The organism is Streptomyces deserti, from assembly GCF_054782695.1.
Map to the genome: position 1 here is coordinate 150,477 of NZ_BAAGRZ010000017.1, position 18,746 is coordinate 169,222.

General features: G+C 71.9%; 17 protein-coding genes and 1 pseudogene. 7 read left to right on the top strand and 11 right to left on the bottom strand.

Annotated elements, in window-relative coordinates; translation table 11 throughout:
- The first annotated feature begins 286 nt into the window (after positions 1–286).
- From ACYVMZ_RS25760 to ACYVMZ_RS25775, 4 genes are all read left to right on the top strand, one after another.
- Positions 287–1,297: a polyprenyl synthetase family protein gene (locus tag ACYVMZ_RS25760; protein WP_461083568.1), complete on the top strand. Its 1,011-nt coding sequence runs from the start codon at positions 287–289 to the stop codon at positions 1,295–1,297.
- A gap of 416 nt (positions 1,298–1,713) precedes the next feature.
- Positions 1,714–2,931 (top strand): LolA family protein, encoded by a 1,218-nt coding sequence (locus ACYVMZ_RS25765; protein WP_461083570.1) that lies wholly within the window; start codon positions 1,714–1,716, stop codon positions 2,929–2,931.
- 107 nt (positions 2,932–3,038) lie between these two features.
- Positions 3,039–4,013: an ABC transporter ATP-binding protein gene (locus ACYVMZ_RS25770; protein WP_461083573.1), complete on the top strand. Its 975-nt coding sequence runs from the start codon at positions 3,039–3,041 to the stop codon at positions 4,011–4,013.
- Positions 4,000–4,869, top strand: a complete 870-nt coding sequence (locus tag ACYVMZ_RS25775) for an ABC transporter permease (protein ID WP_461083575.1) — start codon at positions 4,000–4,002, stop codon at positions 4,867–4,869. The genes ACYVMZ_RS25770 and ACYVMZ_RS25775 overlap by 14 nt, the downstream gene beginning before the upstream one ends.
- A 3-nt stretch (positions 4,870–4,872) precedes the next feature.
- Here the strand turns inward: ACYVMZ_RS25775 and ACYVMZ_RS25780 are convergent, their stop codons facing one another.
- From ACYVMZ_RS25780 to ACYVMZ_RS25790, 3 genes are read right to left on the bottom strand one after another with little or no spacing between them, the layout of a single operon-like run.
- On the bottom strand, positions 4,873–5,457 hold the full coding sequence (locus ACYVMZ_RS25780; protein WP_461083577.1) for a flavodoxin family protein: 585 nt from the start codon (positions 5,455–5,457) through the stop codon (positions 4,873–4,875).
- 46 nt (positions 5,458–5,503) lie between these two features.
- Positions 5,504–6,757, bottom strand: a complete 1,254-nt coding sequence (locus ACYVMZ_RS25785) for an amidase (protein WP_461083579.1) — start codon at positions 6,755–6,757, stop codon at positions 5,504–5,506.
- Between the two features lie 5 nt (positions 6,758–6,762).
- The gene (locus ACYVMZ_RS25790; protein WP_461083581.1) at positions 6,763–7,257 is read right to left on the bottom strand and encodes a DUF6668 family protein; all 495 of its coding nucleotides are present in this window, start codon (positions 7,255–7,257) and stop codon (positions 6,763–6,765) included.
- A gap of 152 nt (positions 7,258–7,409) precedes the next feature.
- Here ACYVMZ_RS25790 and ACYVMZ_RS25795 point away from each other — a divergent pair, with 152 nt between their 5' ends.
- On the top strand, positions 7,410–8,672 hold the full coding sequence (locus ACYVMZ_RS25795; RefSeq protein ID WP_461083583.1) for a tetratricopeptide repeat protein: 1,263 nt from the start codon (positions 7,410–7,412) through the stop codon (positions 8,670–8,672).
- A 16-nt stretch (positions 8,673–8,688) separates the two neighbouring features.
- On the opposite strand, the gene ACYVMZ_RS25800 is transcribed toward ACYVMZ_RS25795, so the two are convergent.
- Together ACYVMZ_RS25800 and ACYVMZ_RS25805 are read right to left on the bottom strand one after the other, a co-directional pair.
- Entirely contained in the window at positions 8,689–9,636 is a 948-nt protein-coding gene (locus tag ACYVMZ_RS25800) for a M28 family metallopeptidase (RefSeq protein WP_461083584.1), read from the bottom strand.
- A gap of 151 nt (positions 9,637–9,787) precedes the next feature.
- Entirely contained in the window at positions 9,788–10,252 is a 465-nt protein-coding gene (locus ACYVMZ_RS25805; RefSeq protein ID WP_461083585.1) for a VOC family protein, read from the bottom strand.
- Between the two features lie 21 nt (positions 10,253–10,273).
- Here ACYVMZ_RS25805 and ACYVMZ_RS25810 point away from each other — a divergent pair, with 21 nt between their 5' ends.
- The gene (locus tag ACYVMZ_RS25810) at positions 10,274–10,903 is read left to right on the top strand and encodes a CGNR zinc finger domain-containing protein (protein ID WP_461083586.1); all 630 of its coding nucleotides are present in this window, start codon (positions 10,274–10,276) and stop codon (positions 10,901–10,903) included.
- A gap of 17 nt (positions 10,904–10,920) precedes the next feature.
- Here ACYVMZ_RS25810 and ACYVMZ_RS25815 read toward each other — a convergent pair whose 3' ends face one another.
- The gene (locus ACYVMZ_RS25815; RefSeq protein ID WP_461083587.1) at positions 10,921–11,346 is read right to left on the bottom strand and encodes a VOC family protein; all 426 of its coding nucleotides are present in this window, start codon (positions 11,344–11,346) and stop codon (positions 10,921–10,923) included.
- A 154-nt stretch (positions 11,347–11,500) separates the two neighbouring features.
- Entirely contained in the window at positions 11,501–11,935 is a 435-nt protein-coding gene (locus tag ACYVMZ_RS25820) for a winged helix-turn-helix transcriptional regulator (protein ID WP_461083589.1), read from the bottom strand.
- A gap of 115 nt (positions 11,936–12,050) precedes the next feature.
- Here ACYVMZ_RS25820 and ACYVMZ_RS25825 point away from each other — a divergent pair.
- Positions 12,051–13,253, top strand: a pseudogene (locus ACYVMZ_RS25825) (MFS transporter); the annotation flags it as partial.
- A 32-nt stretch (positions 13,254–13,285) separates the two neighbouring features.
- Here ACYVMZ_RS25825 and rarD read toward each other — a convergent pair.
- From rarD to ACYVMZ_RS25845, 4 genes are all read right to left on the bottom strand, one after another.
- Complete coding sequence (gene rarD, locus ACYVMZ_RS25830; protein WP_461083591.1) at positions 13,286–14,293, bottom strand: EamA family transporter RarD; 1,008 nt, start codon at positions 14,291–14,293, stop codon at positions 13,286–13,288.
- Between the two features lie 128 nt (positions 14,294–14,421).
- Positions 14,422–15,276, bottom strand: a complete 855-nt coding sequence (locus ACYVMZ_RS25835) for an SDR family oxidoreductase (RefSeq protein ID WP_461083593.1) — start codon at positions 15,274–15,276, stop codon at positions 14,422–14,424.
- Positions 15,277–15,494: 218 nt separating this feature from the next.
- Complete coding sequence (locus ACYVMZ_RS25840; protein ID WP_461083595.1) at positions 15,495–16,574, bottom strand: 2-oxoacid:ferredoxin oxidoreductase subunit beta; 1,080 nt, start codon at positions 16,572–16,574, stop codon at positions 15,495–15,497.
- Positions 16,567–18,495, bottom strand: coding sequence for a 2-oxoacid:acceptor oxidoreductase subunit alpha (locus tag ACYVMZ_RS25845; protein WP_461083597.1), 1,929 nt, complete (start codon positions 18,493–18,495; stop codon positions 16,567–16,569). The genes ACYVMZ_RS25840 and ACYVMZ_RS25845 overlap by 8 nt, the downstream gene beginning before the upstream one ends.
- Between the last annotated feature and the right edge of the window lie 251 nt (positions 18,496–18,746).

Below are 18,746 nucleotides of genomic sequence, written 5' to 3' on the forward strand. Positions count from 1 at the left end.
GGGGAATTCGCTTGCTATTTGCGGCAAATCGGGCGGCGCGGGCAGGATGGCCCGCATGTCGAGGTGTGGCCCGGGGTGTGGATCGCTGCTTCCCGGCAAGGCGATCAATGACTGTTCTTATCAGCTGATCAGAAACATGACGGGCGTGATCCGATATGGCCCGGCCTGTAACCCCGGGCGCTCGCGGTGATCGAAACGTGACCGGATACGCTGACTTGAGTGATGGCAGCGACCTATCGACAAACCGTGTAATCGCCAGTAGACACCAGCAGACAGGAGACCCCTCGTGACCGTCGTCGGGCCGTTCGGGCTGAGCGTGCGGGACCAGGCTCTGGAAGCCGATGTCCAGGCCGGATTGGCGGCTGTCGAGGAAGGGCTGCTCGAAGCCACCAAGAGTGAGGTGCCCTTCATCACGGAGGCCGCCCAGCACCTGGTGCGGGCCGGTGGCAAGCGGTTCCGGCCACTGCTGGTGATGCTCTCCGCGCGGTTCGGCGACCCGTACGCGCCCGGGATCGTGCCGTCGGCCGTCGTCGTGGAGCTCACCCACCTCGCCACGCTGTACCACGACGACGTGATGGACGAGGCGGCCGTGCGGCGCGGGGTGCCGAGCGCGAACACGCGCTGGGGCAACTCCGTCGCGGTCCTCACCGGCGACTTCCTCTTCGCGCGTGCCTCGCAGATCCTCGCCGACCTCGGGCCGGAGGCGGTCCGGGTGCAGGCCGTCGCGTTCGAGCGGCTGGTCACCGGGCAGATCCTGGAGACCGCCGGCCCGCAGGACGGGCGGGACCCGGTCGACCACTACCTGGACGTGCTGGGCGGCAAGACCGGTTCGCTGGTGGCGGTGTCGTGCCGGTTCGGCGCGATGATGTCCGGGGCCGACGAGACGGTCGTGGACGTGCTGACCCAGTACGGCGAGCGGCTCGGCGTCGCCTTCCAGCTCGCCGACGACGTCCTGGACATCGCCTCCGACTCCCACGAGTCCGGCAAGACGCCGGGCACGGACCTGCGCGAGGGCATCCCCACGCTGCCGGTGCTGCGGCTGCGGGAGCGGGCGGCCCGGCTGGGGCTGGCCGAGGACGTCGCCCTGTGCGAGCTGCTGGACTCCGACCTGACGGACGACGCCCGGCACGCGGAGGCCCTGCGCCGGCTCCGCGCCCACCCGGCGCTGGAGCAGGCGCGGCGGGACACGGTGCGGTACGCGGAGGAGGCCCGGGCGGCGCTGGCGCCGTTGCCGGAGTGCGCGGCGAAGGCGGCACTGGTGGAACTGTGCGACGCGGTGGTGCACCGGGCCGGGTAGGTTCCGCCCCCTGCCGCCCGCCGGGGACTCCGTCCCCGCGCATGTGACGCGACCCACAAGATGCGGAAGCGTGCCGGTCTCCGTGAAGCGGCGCGGCCCGGAAACCCGACCCTGCGGCTCAACACCCTCGGCGGCGTCTCCCGTACGACCCCTACGGGTCGGGGGAGGCGCCGCCCTGCCGTGTCATACCGCAGCAGTACACGGAGTTGAGCCCGGGGTCTGACGTATCTCCCCGGCCGATTTGGTCAGATGGACACCACGGAAAACACCACTCCTCACCGATTCGGGTGAGAATGGCGGCTCAGGGGAGTGGGGGTCCCCCTGCTCGAGCGCAGTCGAGAGCTTGCGGGAGAGTGCGAGGTCGCGCAACGCGAGACGAGACGGACAGCCGCCGCCGACACGGAGGTAGGGCACACATGGCACCGTACGCATCCGACGACAACACGACCGCAGGGGAGGCCGACGACCTGCGCGCGGGCCGGCGCAAGGCCGCGCGGTACGTGGTCCCGGTGGCGGTGATGGGGGTGGCGGCCGCGACGATCGGGCTCGTCCCCGCGATCGCCGACTCCGGTGACCCCGACCTCCCGGACATCACCGCCCAGCAGCTCATAGAGAAGATCGCGAAGTCGGACGTACAGCAACTGTCCGGCACGGTGAAGATCAGCACGGATCTCGGTCTGCCGGACCTCGGTGGGCTGGAGAGCGGCCTGATGTCCGGTGCCGCGCGGCCGGACGGCGAGGGCGGTTCCTCCGCCGACCCGTCGGCCAAGCTCACGGAACTGGCCACCGGCACGCACACGCTGCGCGTCGCGGCCGACGGCCCCGACCGGCAGAAGCTGTCGCTGCTGGAGAACGCAGCCGAGTACAGCCTGATCCACAACGGCGAGGACGTCTGGGGCTACGACAGCGCGTCGAACGAGGTCTACCACGGCACCGTCGACGACACCGCCGAGCACAAGAAGGCGCAGCCTCCGGCCACGCCCAAGGACTTCGCCGAGGAGGCCCTGAAGGCGGTCGACGACACGACCTCCGTGACCGTCGACGGCACCGCGCAGGTCGCCGGCCGGGACGCGTACAAGCTGGTCATCAAGCCGAAGCAGTCCGGCTCCACGGTCGGGGCGATCAGCGTGGCGGTGGACGCGAAGACCGGCATGCCGCTGAAGTTCACGCTGACCCCGGCGAGCGGCGGCGCCGCCGTCGTGGACGCGGGCTTCACCCAGGTCAGCTTCGCCAAGCCGGCCGCGTCGACCTTCGACTTCACCCCGCCCAAGGGCGCGAAGGTCACCGAGGACCACGAGGCCGGCAAGGCGGCCGAGGCGCCGCGGCGCGCGCCGAAGTCCGAGGGCGACCTCGCCAAGGAACTCGACGGTCTGGAGGGCCTGAAGACCATCGGCGAGGGCTGGAACACCATCGCCACCTTCGACACCGGCGGCGAGGGCCTGCCCACGGCCGGGGCCGGCGGCGACCTCGGCGGCTTCCTGGACTCGCTCGGCGACAAGGTGAGCGGCAAGTTCGGCTCGGGCACGGTCTTCAGCACGCGCCTGGTCAACGCCCTGATCACGGAGGACGGCAAGGTCTACGTGGGCGCCGTCACCAAGGACGCGCTCGTGAAGGCGGCCGACGCGGGGAAGTAAGACCCCAACCCCCTGCGGGTACCGCTACGAGCACTCCACGAGTCTCCACGGGTACTTCTCGAGTACTTCGCGAGCACTCCTCCAGGCACGACGAATCGAGGGAGCCGATGGGCGAACCGTCCGCCACGGAGCCGGACACGGGAGACGCCGGGGGCAGTGTCATCGCCACCCGTGCGCTCACCAAGCGCTACCGCGGCGGACAGCTCGCCGTCGACGGTCTGGACCTGACCGTCCCGGCGGGCAGCGTCTTCGGCTTCCTCGGTCCCAACGGCTCCGGCAAGACCACCACCATCCGCATGCTGATGGGACTCATCGAGCCGACCTCCGGCACGGCGCACGTCCTGGGGCGGCCCATGCCGCGCGCCGCGCGCACCGTACTGCCTCAGGTCGGCGCCCTCATCGAGGGCCCGGCCCTGTACGGCTTCCTCTCCGGCCGCGACAACCTCCTGAGGTACGACGCCGCCGACCCGGCCGCCGATCCGCGCACCCGGCGCGCGCGGGTCGCGGCGGCCCTGGACCGGGTGGGCCTGACGGCCGCCGCGGGCAAGAAGGCGAAGGCGTACTCCCTCGGGATGAAGCAGCGCCTCGGTCTCGCGGCCGCGCTGCTCCAGCCGCGCAGCCTCCTCGTGCTCGACGAGCCGACCAACGGCCTCGACCCGCAGGGCATGCGCGAGATCCGCGCGCTGATCCGGGAGTTGGCCTCCGACGGCACGGCCGTCTTCCTCTCCTCCCATCTGCTCGACGAGATCGAGCAGGTGTGCACGCACGCGGCGGTGATGGCGCAGGGCCGGCTGATCAGGCAGGGCACGGTCGCCGAGCTGGCCGCCGGGACGCGCGGTCGGCTGGTGGTGACCACACCGGACCCGTCGGACGCGGCCCGGGTGCTGAAGGAGCAGGGGGCCGGCGACATCGTCGTCGCCGACGACCGGGTGACCGGGGAACCGCCCGACCGCGATCTCGCCGAGGTGAACGCCGCGTTGGTGACGGCGGGAGTGCGGGTGCGCGGCTTCACGGTCGAACGGCCCTCGCTGGAGGACGCGTTCGTCGCGCTGACGGGGGAGGGCTTCGATGTCGCGGGCTGAGACCGCGCGGACGCCGAGTGTGCTGTGGACCTTCGGTCTGCTGCGCAACGAGCTGCTGACCACGTTCCGGCGCTGGCGCACCCTCGCCCTGCTGGGCGTGCTGGCGGCGGTGCCGGTCCTGGTCGGGATCGCGGTGAAGATCGAGACGAGCGACGGCTCGTCGCCCGGCGGCGGGGGCGGCGAGGGCCCGGCGTTCATCTCGCAGATCACCAACAACGGCCTGTTCCTGGTCTTCACCGCGCTCGCCGCGACCCTGCCGTTCTTCCTGCCGATGGCGATCGGTGTCATCGCGGGCGACGCGATCGCCGGCGAGGCGAACGCCGGCACGCTCCGCTACCTCCTGGTCGCCCCCGCGGGGCGCACCCGGCTCCTCCTCACCAAGTACGCGACCGTGCTGGCCTTCTGCCTGGTGGCCACGCTCGTGGTCGCGGTGTCGGCGCTGACGGTCGGGGCACTGCTCTTCCCGCTGGGCGACCTGACGACGATCTCCGGCACCACCATCGGCTTCGCCGAGGGCCTCGGCCGGGCCCTGCTGATCGCCCTGGTCGTCGCCGCGTCACTGATCGGCGTGGCCGCCCTGGGCCTGTTCGTGTCGACCCTGACCAACAGCGGCATCGCGGCGATGGCGACGACCGTCGGCCTGCTGATCACCGTCCAGATCCTCGACCGGATCCCCCAACTCGACGCGCTCCACCCCTACTTCTTCTCCCACTACTGGCTGTCCTTCGCCGACCTCATGCGCGAGCCGGTCTACTGGGACGACCTGCTGAGGAACCTCGGCCTGCAGGCCCTGTACGCGGCGGTGTTCGGCTCGGCGGCCTGGGCGCGGTTCACGGCGAAGGACGTCACGGCCTAGCCCTCACGCGGTTTCGTACGGGAAGCGGGCGTACGGTGCCTCCTGGGCGAAGAACGTCTTGGCGCGGGTGAGTGCCTCCTCGTCCCTGAGGACGTCACCGGGCTTGCTGCCGTTGCCGAGCAGCACCCCGCCGAAGCGCATCCCCATGTACGCGGCCGAGTTGTTGAGCGTGCCGACCAGCGGGTCGGCGACCTCCCGCTCCTCGTGCGCGAGCGCGGTGACGCCCCACAGGGTGCGCCCGGCCATCGTCGCCTTGAAGTCGAGGCCCGGCGTGCGCAGCCAGCCCGACCAGTAGTCGAGGTAGCGCTTGGTGAGGCTGGACACCGAGTACCAGTACAGCGGCGAGGCGATCACGACGTCCGTCGCCGCGAGGGTCGCGTCGAGCAACAGGGCCACGTTGCCCTCCCTCGGGCGGACGTGGTCGCTGTCATGGCGCAGGTCCTCGAAGTCGGGCAGCGGATGGTCGGCGAGGTCGATCCACTGCTGCTCCACGTCCGCGGGCAGCTGTTCGGCGGCCCGGCGGGCCAGCAGCTCGGTGTTGCCCTCGCGGCGGGCGCTGCCCAGGACGAACAGGAAGCGGCGGCTCATGGCGGTCCCCCAGAAAGTCGGCGTGCATCAATTACAGGCTCATGCATCATATGTGCATGCAATCAAATGTCCAAGGGATGTTTCTCGCCACGGCCAGCAGCGACTCCTCCCGCCCGTGCGGCGCCACCACCTGCAGCCCGGCCGGGCAGCCGTCGCCGCCGAGCCCTGCCGGAACGCTCAGCGCCGGGTGTCCGCTCAGGTTGAACGCCCAGGTGAGGGCGGTGGAGTAGCGGTCGCCCGGGCCGTCGTGGCCATGCGGGGCGTTGGGGGTCGTCGGCGTCAGCAGCAGCTCCGCGTCGGCGAAGAGCCGGGCCAGCCGCCGGTCGTTGGCCGCCCGGATCCGGTGGGCCGCGGCCAGGTCGGCCGCGTCGGCGCCGGGGGTGCGCAGGGCGAGCCAGGCGGGCGCCGGGTCCGCGAGCCGCACCGGCACCCGCGGCCGTACGAGCCGTACGGCACCGGCCGCCACGAGCCGCTCGACCGCCGCTCGCGCGAGGGCGACGGGCTCCGGGTCGGGCGCGGCGAAGCCGAGGTCGGGGGACCAGACGGCGGTGACGGGGCGTGGCGGGTGCTCGGCGGCGTCGCCGCACCGATCGGCGCCTCCGGCCCGCGCCACGGCCGCGGAGGCCGGCCGGACGGCGGCGCCGGGACGCGGCGCGGGCGCGGAGCCCGCCTCCCGCGACACCACCCGCCACCAGGCCGCCGCGTCCGACGCCGAGCGGGCCAGGACACCGGGGGCCATGAGCCCCGTACGGTCGCTCGACGGCAACCGGCCGTTCGTGACCTTGAGCCCGACGACCCCGCACCACGCCGCCGGGATGCGTACCGACCCGGCCCCGTCGCTCCCGGTCGCCAGCGGCACCAGCCCGGCCGCCACCGCCGCCGCCGACCCGGCCGAGGAGCCGCCCGGCGTACGGTCCGCCCGCCACGGGTTGACGGTACGGCCGTGCGCGCCAAGCCCCCAGGTCTGCCAGGGGGTTCCGGGCCCGGGCACGGAGGTCGCGCCCACGGCGACACACCCGGCCGCGAGCAACGGACCGGCCGTACGCAGCCCCTGGCGGCCCTTCACGGCGACCGGCACCCCGGCCAGCGGCAGCCGCTCACCCGCCGCCACCCGCGCATCCACCTCACCCGCCCGCCGCAGCGCCGCCTCGCCCCACACCTCGACGAACGCGCACAGGTCCGGATCGGCCCGCTCGATCCGGTCGAGCGCCGCCGCGACGACCTCGACGGCCCGCACCGTCCGGGACCGTACGCCCGCGGCGATCTCCTCCGCCGACAGGGACGCCGCCCCGGGGCTCACGGCCGTCAGCGCACCGCCCCCGTCAGCCGGGCCAGCGTCTGCGTCTCGCGCGGCGGGCGCCCGCCGAGGTCGCCGAGCCGCCAGGCCGGCACCCACGGCACGCGGTACACGTCGATGGCCGACTCGAGCGGCCGGATCCGCTGGGCGAGCGGGCGCGGCAGCCGCCCCGGCGCGTCCGCGACGAGCACCACCGCGTCCAGGTCGAGCCCCGGTGGGGCCGCCCCGCGCCGGAACACCTCCACCGCCTGGGCCACGGCCTCCAGCCCGGCCGCGTGCGTCCGGGCGACGAGCAGCACCGACCGCGGATCGGCCGGGCCCGGCCAGGCGCGGCCGCAGTCCTGACCGCCGTAGACGGCGGCGAGCGTGGAGACACCCGCGCCGCCGTGGGTGCCGACCCAGGAGAAACGCCGTGCCGTGGCCGAGGCGTGGGCGGGCTCCGGCGGCCCCGGCTCCGGTACGGCCACCGGCCCGCGGATCCAGATCTCCGGTCCCTCTCGCATGCTTGTCCGCATGCCTCCTCTCCTGCCTCGCCGGCGCGTTCCGGGGCCGGCCCCGCGGCCCTTGGGACGAGCCTGTGACACCGCGGTGACGTGAGAACGGCGGGCGAGCGGACAGACTCGACGGTAGGTGTACGACGTCGAGAGAGGGGACGATGTCCCGACTCAGCCGCGAGAACAAGCGGGAACAGAAGCAGGCCGCGCACGCGGCGACCTCGGCGGCGGTCCCGATCGACGTCCGGGTCCCCGCCTCCGGAACGGGTGCGGGCGGGGCGTCGGTCGGCGGCGTCCCGGTGTTCGCCGAACCCGGCCAGGAGATCCAGCAGGCCGTCCTGAACCGCCTCCACCGCATCGCCCTCGCCACCGGCCACACCGTCCACGCCACGGTCCACGACGAGCGCATCGGCTACGTCGTCCCCCTCCAGGTCGACCCGGACGGCTCAAGCCACTTCACCGCGGAGCCGGTCCGCACGGGGCCGGCGGAGACCGAGCCCACCGCGCCCGACCCCGTCCGGCCCCAGCACGACCAGCCCACCCACGTCCTGCGCCCGGCGGCACCGGAACCCGTGCGGGACGCCGTCCCGACGTTCCCCCTGGGGGCCGTGCCCGAGCCGCAGGCGCCCGCGGAGCAGCCCCTCCCGACGTTCCAGCTGCGGGCCGTGCCCGAGTGGGCGCAGGACACGCCCCCGGGCACGGTCGCGCCGCCGACGGGGGAGTTCGGCCCGCCTCCACCGATGGACGCTCCGCCCTCGCCCATGCGGCCCGTGGAGCCCAAGGAGCGCAGGGATCCCATGGCCACCCCGTCGGCCCCGGCCCCCGAGGCCGTACGGCCATCACACCCGCACCTCACCCCCGACCTCGATCCCGACCTCGATCCCGACCCGAAGCCCACCCCCGTCCGCGGCTTCGACGCCGTGGCCGAAGCGGTACTCGGCGACGAACCCCTCACCGCCCCCGGGGACACCCCCGCGCTCCTCGCGGAGCCGGTCGCGCGGATCAGCGAGGCCGTCAAGGCGGGGCGGATCGAGACGGCGACGCGGCTGGCGGAGGAGACCGTGGCGGAGGCGTCGGGGACGCTGGGGCCGGAGCACCCCGAGGTGCTCCGGCTGGGTGAACTCAGCGCGTACGTCGCCTACTTGGCGGGCGACCCGGTCCGCGCCTTCCGGCTCTCCCTCGACCTGGCGGGGATCCGCCGCCGCGCGGGAGACGCGGAGGCCGCGTACGGCAACGTGCAGAGCGCGGCCACCGCCTGGCGCGCGGTGCGCGACCCGCTGCTCGGGCTGGAGCTGGGCGGCGAGCTCATCGGCCTGTGGACCGAGCTCAGCGCCGAGGACGGCCCGGCCGCCGACGACATCGGGCAACTGGAGTCCGCCCGGGCCCGCATGGGCCGCCTCACCGCCCGCGCCCGCACCCCGTAGGTGCCGACCAGCGGCGCTACTCCGACAGCTCCCACACCGCGTACGCGAGTGCGTCGCTGTTGCGGTCCAGTGCCGTGTCGTCGATGTTGGCGGTGGTGTCGCAGGAGGAGTGGTAGCAGCGGTCGAAGGCCCGGCCCGCCGTACCGCCCCACTTCGCGGCCTGGGCGGAGGTCTTCGTCCGGCTCGCGCCGGTGAAGAGCCCGCCGACCGGGACGCCCGCGCTCTTGAACGGCGCGTGGTCGGAGCGGCCGTCGCCCTCGGTCTCGATCTCGGTCGGGACGCCGATGCCGGTGAAGTAGTCCTTGAAGGTCTTCTCGATGGCGGGGTCGTCGTCGTAGACGAAGTAGCCGGGGTTGGGCGAGCCGATCATGTCGAAGTTCAGGTAACCGCTGATGCGTGAACGGTTCGCCGGGGACAGGTTGTTGACGTAGTGGCGGGAGCCGACCAGGCCCAGCTCCTCCGCGCCCCACCAGGCGAACCGCAGGTGCTTGGTGGGCTTGTACTGTGCCCGCGCCACGGCCAGCGCGGTCTCCAGGACGGCGGCCGAGCCGGAGCCGTTGTCGTTGATGCCGGGTCCGGAGGAGACGCTGTCGAGGTGCGAACCCGCCATCAGGACCTGGTCGGTGTCGCCGCCCGGCCAGTCGGCGATGAGGTTGTAGCCGGTGCGGCCGGAGGCGGTGAACTGCTGGACGGTGGTGGTGTATCCGGCCGCGTCCAGCTTGGCCTTCACGTAGTCGAGTGAGGCCCGGTAGCCGGCCCGGCCGTGCGCGCGGTTGCCGCCGTTGGCGGTGGCGATGGACTGCAGCTGGGTCAGGTGGGCCTTGACGCCTGCCACGGGTATGTCGGGCGCGGCCGCCGCGCGCCGGGGAGCGGGCGAGGCGTCGGCGATGGATCCGCCGGTGACCAGCATGGCGACCGCGACGGCACCGGCCGCCACCGCGCGCCCGGAGACGGAGAGCTTCATGTGGGGGGCTCCGACGTCCAGGGAGACCCTGTGAGGTGGTCACAGGGAGTCCACAGTGAATGGGGTCCCTGGATGGTGAAGCTGGTGCTGACTCTCCGTCAAGACTGCTATTTGGCCACTGACTTCGCGCTACAGCCCCCGGGTCGCCGCCCTAGTGCACGCAGAACTCGTTCCCCTCCGGATCCGCCATCACGACCCACTCCCCGCCCTGCTCCTTCACCCGCCGCAGCACGCTCGCCCCCAGTCTCTCCAGCCGCGCGACCTCGTCGTCCCGCTGCCCCGGGGCCGAGTGCACGTCGATGTGGAGCCGGTTCTTGACGGTCTTCGCCTCCGGCACCCGCTGGAACAGCAGCCGTCGCCCCAGTCCCGTGCCGCTCTCCACGTCGACCGGATGGTCGGGATGCCGTACGGCGACCAGGTCCCGCCAGGCGGGCCGGCCGTGGAACTCGACGGTGAGGTCGGCGGGTACGGCACCGAAGCCGAGCAGTTTCTCGATGAGCGCGCTGTTGTCCTCGACCTCGTAGTGCAGCGCGCCGGCCCAGAAGTCGGCCTGCGCGTGCGGGTCGCCCGCGTCGATGACGAGCTTCCAGTGCAGGGGTGCGGGTGCCTGAGTCATGTAACCACTTATACTGGTTACGTGAGTGAGTGGGCAACGGAAACGCCGGGACGCATCCCCGGCCTGACGCTGACCTCGTACGACGGGAAGTCCTTCCGTTTCGACCCGGGCGCGCTGTGCCTGGAGCTGCTGGTGACGGGCGGGCCCGGCGCCTTCGCCCGCTACGAAGTGCTGCACGAGCCCGCCGACCTGGTGGCCTGGGCCCGCCGTAGCAGCCTGCCGGGAGGACTCGAACTCACGGTCCACGAGCCTGAGTTGGAGCAGGCCCGCGCCTTCCGCGACGCGCTCTTCCTGCTCACCGCCGACCGTGCCCACGGCCGCCCCCTCCAACCGCGCCACCTGGACGTCGTCAACGCGGCCGCCGCCAAGCCCCCGCTCGTCGCCCGCATCGAGCCGGACGGCACCCGCCGCTGGGCCCCGGGCGCCACGGGCACCGGGCTGCTGTCGACCGTCGCCCGCGACGCGATCGACCTGTTCACCGGCCCGTACGCCGACCGCATCCGCGAGTGCGGCGCCCACGACTGCTACCTGCTCTTCGTCGACACCTCACGGCCGGGCCGCCGCCGCTGGTGCGCGATGGAGCACTGCGGAAACCGGGAGAAGGTACGCGCGCACCGGGCGCGCAGGGCGCCCAGACGTGACCAGGCGTGACCAGGGCGGCGGCCCGCTCAGACGACCGGCTCGCCGATGCCGAGCATGTTCCCCTCGCTGTCCCGGAACCAGGCGGCGCGTTCACCCCGGGCGCCCTTGCTCGGGTAGTTCCCGGCGATCTCGGCGATCCCGTCCCTGGTCCGGAACCCGGGCAGGTCGACCTCTTCGAACACCACGCCGCGCCGCTCGAGCTCCGAGACGGTGCTGTCGATGTCGTCGACCTCCCAGCTCATCTGAGTGAAGGTGCCGGGCGAGGCCCCCGCCGACTCGAACAGGGCGAACTCCGTGCCCGCGCACCGGTACAGCAGCCCACCGGGCCGTTCGTCGACGGGCTCCAGACCGAGCTGCTCGGCGTAGAAACGCCGCGCCCGCTCCAGGTCCTGGGCGGGAAGCCTGGTCGCCACCCGTGCCCGGGCCAGAGGGTTCTTGTCGTCTGCGTTCATGCCTCCACTGTGCCGTGAGCGGGACCCGCGGGGGAGGAGCCGGCCTGCGCGCCGCACCGCCTGCCCGGGCGCCGCTGAGAGGCCTTCGCCAAGAGGCATCCGCCAAGAGGCATCCGCCAAGAGGCATCCGCCAAGAGGACTCCGCCAGGAGGCCTCAAGAGGCCTCCGCCTCCCGCGCGTCGTACGCCGCCCGGGCCGCCGCGATCTCCTGCTGGTGCTCCTCGGTCCAGGTCACCAGCGACTGGATCGTCGCGTGCAGCGTCTGGCCCAGCGAGGTGAGCTCGTACTCGACGCGCGGCGGCACCACAGGGTGCACCGTCCGCTTCACGAGCCCGTCCCGCTCCAGCTGCCGCAGCGTGACCGTCAGCATGCGCTGGCTGATGCCGTCGATCTCCCGCCGCAGCTCCGTGAAGCGCAGCCGCCGTTTGTCCAGCAGGGCGATGACCAGCAGCGACCACTTGTCGGCGACCCGGTCGAGGATCTGCCGGACCTCGCAGTCCTCCCGGGTGTCCCACTGGAAGGGATCGGCGTCGCCGTAGTCCACGGTGCCCGCGCAGTTACTCGGTGACTTCGAAGTGCCTTCTTCCATACCCACCGATGCTGCCGCAGGCTGGACCCTGTTACAAGAGGGAACTGACCAGCGGCCGCGTAACAGCCCCTCAGTCGCGTAACCGATCCCCACCCCCGACCTGAGGAGTGTTTCCATGGGCACCCGTGCCTGGGCGCTGCTGCTCGTGCTGTGCGGCACGATCTTCCTGGAGGGCATCGACGTCGCCATGATGGCGGTGGCGATCCCCACCGTCCGCTCCGACCTGGGCCTCGCCACGGGGACCGCGGCCTGGGTGATGAGCGCCTACGTCCTCGGCTACGCCGGCTTCACCCTGCTCGGCGGCCGGGCCGCCGACCTGCTCGGCCGACGTCGCATGTTCCTGGTCTGGCTGACCGTCTTCCTCGCCTTCTCGGGGCTCGGCGGCTTCGCGACCGAGGGCTGGATGCTGGTCGTGGCCCGTTTCGTCACGGGGGTCGCCGCCGCGTTCATGACGCCGGCCGCGCTCTCCCTGATCACGACGTCGTACGAGGAGGGCCCGAAGCGTGACAAGGCGCTGCTGGTCTTCGCCGGCACGGGAGCCGGAGGCTTCTCCCTCGGCCTGGTCATCGGCGGTCTGCTGACCCAGCTGGGCTGGCGCTGGGTGTTCTTCGCGCCGGTGCTGCTGGCCGCCGCGCTGCTGCTCGCGGCCTGGCGGCTGATTCCGCGGCAGGACACCCCGGCGTTCGACCGCCGCGGGTTCGACCTGCCCGGCGCGATCACCGCCGCCGGCGCGATGCTGCTGGCCGCCTTCGCCGTCGTACGGCTGGAGCACGGCCTGCACGGCTGGCCGCTCACGGCCCTCTCGGTCCTGGCGGCGCTGCTGCTGGCCACCGCCTTCGTCGCGGTAGAGCGACGCAGCGCCGCCCCGCTCGTCAGGCTCGGCATCCTGCGGGAGGGGGCGGTCGTACGGGCCGACGTGGGGGCGCTGCTGTTCGTCGGGGCCTTCTTCGGCTTCCAGTTCGTGGTGACGCTGTACCTGCAGGAGCTGCGGGGCTGGTCGTCGCTGGAGACCGCGCTCGCGCTGGTCGTCATGGGCTGCGACGCCGTGCTCGCGCCCACACTGACCCCGAAGCTGGTCGCCCGCTACGGCCACGCCCGCGTCATCGTCGGCGGCTTCCTGCTCGCCGTCGTCGCCTACGGGCTGTACCTGCCGGTCGGCCTCGACTGGCCGTACCTGGCGATGCTCCCGACGCTGTTCCTCGCGGGCACCGCCTTCGCGCTGGCGTACGGGCCGCTGACGATCGCGGGGACCGAGGGGGTCGCCGAGTCGGAGCAGGGCCTGGCGGGCGGGCTGCTGCACACCTCGATCCAGTTCGGCTCGGCGCTCGGCATCTCGGCGGTGACCGCGGTCTACGGCCTGGCGTCGGCCGGATCCGGCTCGGGCCCGGCGGACACGCTCTCCGCGTTCCGTACGGCGCTGACGGTGCCCGTCGCCATGGTGGTCCTGGGCGCGCTGATCTCGATCCTCGGCCTCCGCGCGGAGCGCCACGCGTCCAGGGTGAGCAGTGTCAGCGCCAGCCACACCAGCGCGAAACCGGCCCAGCGCTCGGGCGGCATGGCCTCGTCGAAGTAGAGGACGCCGAGCAGGAACTGGAAGACCGGGGCCAGGTACTGCAGCAGTCCCAGCGTGGACAGGGGCACGCGGATCGCGGCCGCGCCGAAGCAGACCAGCGGGAGCGCGGTGACGATCCCGGTCGCGGCGAGCAGCGCCGCGTGCCCCGGTCCCTCGGCGGCGAAGGTGGCGCCCCCGCCGGCGCTCAGCCACAGCAGATAGCCCAGCGCGGGCAGGAACTGGATCGCGGTCTCGGCGGCCAGCGACTCGATGCCGCCGAGGCCCACCTTCTTCTTCACCAGCCCGTACGTGGCGAAGGAGAAGGCGAGGCAGAGCGAGATCCACGGCGGCCTCCCGTACCCGACGGTCAGTACGAGCACGGCCGAGAAGGCGATCCCGACCGCCGCCCACTGCACGGGCCGCAGCCGCTCCTTCAGCAGCAGCACACCCATCGCGATGGTGACCAGCGGGTTGATGAAGTAGCCGAGCGAGGCCTCGACGACGTGGCCGGAGTTCACGGCCCAGATGTAGACGCCCCAGTTGACGGTGATGACCGCCGCGGCGACCGTGATCAGCCCGAGCCTGCGCGGCTGCCGCAGCAGCTCGCCGGTCCAGGCCCAGCGTCGCAGCACCAGCAGGGCGGCCCCCACGAAGGCCAGCGACCACACCATCCGGTGGGCCAGGATCTCCACCGCCCCCGCCGGCTTCAGCAGCGGCCAGAACAACGGCACGAGCCCCCACATCCCGTAGGCCGCGAAGCCGTTCAGCAGTCCTATGTGCCGTTCACCTCTCGGCTTCCCGGTCACGGCCCCTCCTTCGCACGTCCGACACGCGTGCATGACGGTAACGCCGAGCACCCCCGCCTGTCATGCCCGTATCGCTATACGGTCGTGACAGGCGGGGGTGGGTGCGCTCAGGGCCCGCCGGGGGGAGTTCAGCCCTTGAGCGCGGTGGTGATGGCCTCGGAGAGCGGCGTGGTCGGACGGCCGATCAGACGGTTCAGGTCGCCGGTGAAGGTGGCCAGCTCGCCCTTCTCGATGGAGACGTCCACGCCCGCGAGGATCGCGGCCAGCGGCTCGGGCAGCCCGGCGCCGGTCAGGATGCCGGTGAGCACCTCGGGCGTGACGACGTTGTAGGCGATGTCCCTGCCGGTCTGCCGACTCAGCTCGGCCGCGTACTCGGCGAAGCTCCACGCCGTGTCGCCGCCCAGCTCGTACGTCGCGTTCTCGTGCCCCTCGCCGGTCAGTACGGCGACGGCGGCAGCGGCGTAGTCGGCCCGGGAGGCGGAGGAGACCCGGCCCTCACCCGCGGCGGCTACGACCGCGTTGTGCTCCAGGACGGGGGCGAGGTTCTCGGTGTAGTTCTCGTGGTACCAGCCGTTGCGCAGCAGCACGTACGGCACGCCGGAGGACACGATGGCCTCCTCGGTGGCGCGGTGGTCGTCGGCGAGAGCGGCGGTCAGGCTGCCGAGGGCGCTGGTGTAGGCGAGCAGGGTGACGTCGGCCGCCTTGGCGGCGTCGATGACGACCTCGTGCTGCCGCACGCGGCCCTTGTCGAACTCGTTGCCGGAGATCAGCAGCACCTTGTCCCCGGCCGAGAACAGGCCGTCGAACGTCTCGGGAGCGTTGTAGTCCGCGAGCGCGATCCTCACCCCGCGGTCGGCGAAGCCGGCGGCCTTCTCCGCGTTGCGGACGACGGCGGTGATCTGGTCGGCCGGGACCTTCTCCAGCAGCTGCTCCACGACGTGACGGCCGAGGTGTCCGGTGGCGCCGGTGACGACAATGCTCATGATCAGAACTCTCCTTGTGGGGTGCGTCTGACACTAACCCTAAGGGGAGCGCTAACTACGCGACAGTACCAACTTTGAAGTAAGGCACTGGTGGCGTGGTAAGTGGTAAGTGGTAGGGGGAAGTGGCCGAGGTAGCGACGGCCGGGCGCGTGAGGCCGCACGTGCAGAGGCCCGGGCTGGAGAGCCCGGGCCTCTTGGGTCGCTGACGTCCGGCCTGCTCAGCCGACGACCGTCCAGGTGTCGCCGCCGGCCAGCAGGGCGGCGAGGTCGCCCTTGCCGTGCCGCTCGATGGCGGTGTCGAGCTGGTCGGCCATCTGCGTGTCGTAGACGGGCCGGTCGACGGAGCGGAACACGCCGATCGGGGTGTGGTGCAGGGTGTCCGGATCGGCGAGGCGGGAGAGCGCGAACGCCGTCGTCGGGGACGGGGCGTGCGCGTCGTGGACCAGCACCTGGTCCTCGTTCTCCGGCGTCACCGCGACCACCTTCAGGTCACCGGTCAGCTGGTCCCGTACGACGCCCTTGGACAGGTCGTGGCCGAAGCGGATCGGCCTGCCGTGCTCCAGGCGGATCACGGCCTCCTCGGCCTGCTGCTTGTCCTTGAGGATGTCGAAGGCGCCGTCGTTGAAGATGTTGCAGTTCTGGTAGATCTCGATCAGCGCCGTGCCCGGGTGGGCGGCGGCCTGGCGCAGCACCTCGGTCAGGTGCTTGCGGTCGGAGTCGACCGTACGCGCCACGAAGGACGCCTCCGCGCCGATCGCCAGCGACACCGGGTTGAAGGGCGCGTCCAGCGAGCCCATCGGCGTCGACTTGGTGATCTTGCCGACCTCGGAGGTGGGGGAGTACTGGCCCTTCGTCAGGCCGTAGATCCGGTTGTTGAACAACAGGATCTTGAGGTTGACGTTGCGCCGCAGGGCGTGGATGAGGTGGTTGCCGCCGATGGACAGCGCGTCGCCGTCACCCGTGACGACCCACACGGACAAGTCGCGCCGCGAGGACGCCAGACCCGTCGCGATGGCGGGGGCCCGGCCGTGGATGGAGTGCATCCCGTAGGTGTTCATGTAGTACGGGAAACGGGAGGAGCAGCCGATGCCCGAGACGAAGACGATGTTCTCCTTCGCCAGCCCCAGCTCGGGCATGAAGCCCTGCACCGCGGCGAGGATGGCGTAGTCACCGCAGCCGGGGCACCAGCGCACTTCCTGATCGGACTTGAAGTCCTTCATCGACTGCCGTCCCTCGGCCTTGGGGACGAGGGAAAGCGCCTCGATCGTGCCCGTGCCTTCCGTGGACGTCTCAGCCATCGATGGCCTCCTTGAGCGCCGTGGCGAGCTGCTCCGCCTTGAACGGCATACCGTTGACCTGGTTGTACGAGTGGGCGTCGACCAGGTACTTCGCCCGGATGAGGGTGGCGAGCTGGCCGAGGTTCATCTCGGGCACCACCACCTTGTCGTAACGCTCCAGCACCGTGCCGAGATTCCGCGGGAACGGGTTCAGGTACCGCAGATGCGCCTGCGCGATCGACTCCCCGGCCGCCCGCAGCCGCCGCACGGCCGCGGTGATCGGCCCGTACGTCGATCCCCAGCCCAGCACCAGAAGCCTCGCCTCGTGCGGGTCGTCGACCTCCAGGTCCGGGACGTCGATGCCGTCGACCTTCGCCTGCCGGGTGCGGACCATGAAGTCGTGGTTGGCGGGGGCGTAGGAGATGTTGCCCGTGCCGTCCTCCTTCTCGATGCCGCCGACCCGGTGCTCCAGACCCGGGGTGCCCGGGATCGCCCACGGACGCGCCAGCGTGTGCGGGTCGCGCTTGTACGGCCAGAAGACCTCGGTGCCGTCGTCCAGGGTGTGGTTCGGGCCCTGGGCGAACTGCACCCGCAGGTCCGGCAGCTCGTCCAGGTCCGGGATGCGCCAGGGCTCCGAGCCATTGGCGAGATAGCCGTCGGAGAGGAGGAAGACGGGGGTCCGGTACGTCAGCGCGATCCGGGCCGCCTCCAGAGCGGCGTCGAAGCAGTCGGCCGGGGTGCGGGGCGCGACCACCGGCACCGGCGCCTCGCCGTTGCGGCCGTACATCGCCTGCAGCAGGTCCGCCTGCTCGGTCTTGGTGGGCAGACCGGTGGAGGGCCCACCGCGCTGGATGTCCACGATCAGCAGCGGCAGCTCCAGCGAGACGGCCAGACCGATGGTCTCCGACTTCAGCGCCACACCGGGACCGCTCGTCGTCGTCACCGCCAGCGACCCGCCGAACGCCGCCCCCAGCGCCGCGCCGATACCGGCGATCTCGTCCTCCGCCTGGAAGGTGCGCACGCCGAAGTTCTTGTGCTTCGACAGCTCGTGCAGGATGTCGGAGGCCGGGGTGATCGGGTAGGAGCCGAGGAAGAGCGGCAAATCGGCCTGGCGGGAGGCGGCGATCAGGCCGTAGGACAGCGCCAGGTTGCCGGAGATGTTGCGGTACACGCCGGGCGGGAACGCCGCGGCCGCCGGAGCCACCTCGTACGACACCGCGAAGTCCTCGGTGGTCTCGCCGAAGTTCCACCCGGCCCGGAACGCGGCGATGTTCGCGGCGGCGATGTCGGGCTTCTTGGCGAACTTCGCCCTGAGGAACTTCTCCGTGCCCTCCGTCGGGCGGTGGTACATCCAGGACAGCAGCCCGAGCGCGAACATGTTCTTGCTGCGCTCGGCCTCCTTGCGCGTGAGGTCGAACTCCTTCAGCGCCTCCACGGTGAGCGTGGTCAGCGGCACGGGGTGCACGCTGTAGCCGTCGAGGGACCCGTCCTCCAGCGGATTGGTCGCGTACCCGACCTTCTGCATCGCCCGCTTGGTGAACTCGTCCGTGTTGACGATGACCTCCGCGCCCCGCGGCAGGTCGCCGATGTTCGCCTTCAGCGCGGCCGGGTTCATCGCCACCAGCACGTTCGGCGCGTCGCCCGGGGTGAGGATGTCGTGGTCGGCGAAGTGCAACTGGAAGGACGACACACCCGGCAGGGTGCCGGCGGGCGCGCGGATCTCCGCCGGGAAGTTCGGCAGCGTCGACAGGTCGTTGCCGAAGGACGCGGTCTCCGAGGTGAAACGGTCACCGGTGAGCTGCATACCGTCACCCGAGTCCCCCGCGAACCTGATGATCACTCGGTCGAGGCGGCGGACATCCTTCGCTCCGGCCGCTTTGCGCTGCTCTCCCACGACTGCTTCGTCGGCCTGCTCCGCTGGGCGACTGACCTGGCTGGTCACTGAACTGGACCTCCCTCGAGGCGGCTGTCCGGGACTGGCCTTCCCGCAGGCCCTCCCATGACCAACCCTACGTCCGTAAGGGTCGCCTTCCTTGGATCATTCGCATGATGGACACGACTTTGAGACGGTCCGGCGCCCTGACTCGTCATGGTTCCCCCGTTATGTTCTTCGCGGTCCTGCAAGAGGGCCGCTGGCCTCCGGGCCCGGCATGACTGTTCCCCCCTGTCGAACGGATGACCTGGGGGGTGGTG

Coding starts and splice junctions, on each gene's coding strand:
- ACYVMZ_RS25765 (WP_461083570.1), top strand. CDS start 1,714: ATGGCACCGTACGCATCCGACGACAACACGACCGCAGGGGAGGCCGAC.
- ACYVMZ_RS25770 (WP_461083573.1), top strand. CDS start 3,039: ATGGGCGAACCGTCCGCCACGGAGCCGGACACGGGAGACGCCGGGGGC.
- ACYVMZ_RS25775 (WP_461083575.1), top strand. CDS start 4,000: ATGTCGCGGGCTGAGACCGCGCGGACGCCGAGTGTGCTGTGGACCTTC.
- ACYVMZ_RS25780 (WP_461083577.1), bottom strand. CDS start 5,457: ATGAGCCGCCGCTTCCTGTTCGTCCTGGGCAGCGCCCGCCGCGAGGGC.
- ACYVMZ_RS25790 (WP_461083581.1), bottom strand. CDS start 7,257: ATGCGAGAGGGACCGGAGATCTGGATCCGCGGGCCGGTGGCCGTACCG.
- ACYVMZ_RS25795 (WP_461083583.1), top strand. CDS start 7,410: ATGTCCCGACTCAGCCGCGAGAACAAGCGGGAACAGAAGCAGGCCGCG.
- ACYVMZ_RS25800 (WP_461083584.1), bottom strand. CDS start 9,636: ATGAAGCTCTCCGTCTCCGGGCGCGCGGTGGCGGCCGGTGCCGTCGCG.
- ACYVMZ_RS25805 (WP_461083585.1), bottom strand. CDS start 10,252: ATGACTCAGGCACCCGCACCCCTGCACTGGAAGCTCGTCATCGACGCG.
- ACYVMZ_RS25815 (WP_461083587.1), bottom strand. CDS start 11,346: ATGAACGCAGACGACAAGAACCCTCTGGCCCGGGCACGGGTGGCGACC.
- ACYVMZ_RS25820 (WP_461083589.1), bottom strand. CDS start 11,935: ATGGAAGAAGGCACTTCGAAGTCACCGAGTAACTGCGCGGGCACCGTG.
- ACYVMZ_RS25835 (WP_461083593.1), bottom strand. CDS start 15,276: ATGAGCATTGTCGTCACCGGCGCCACCGGACACCTCGGCCGTCACGTC.
- ACYVMZ_RS25840 (WP_461083595.1), bottom strand. CDS start 16,574: ATGGCTGAGACGTCCACGGAAGGCACGGGCACGATCGAGGCGCTTTCC.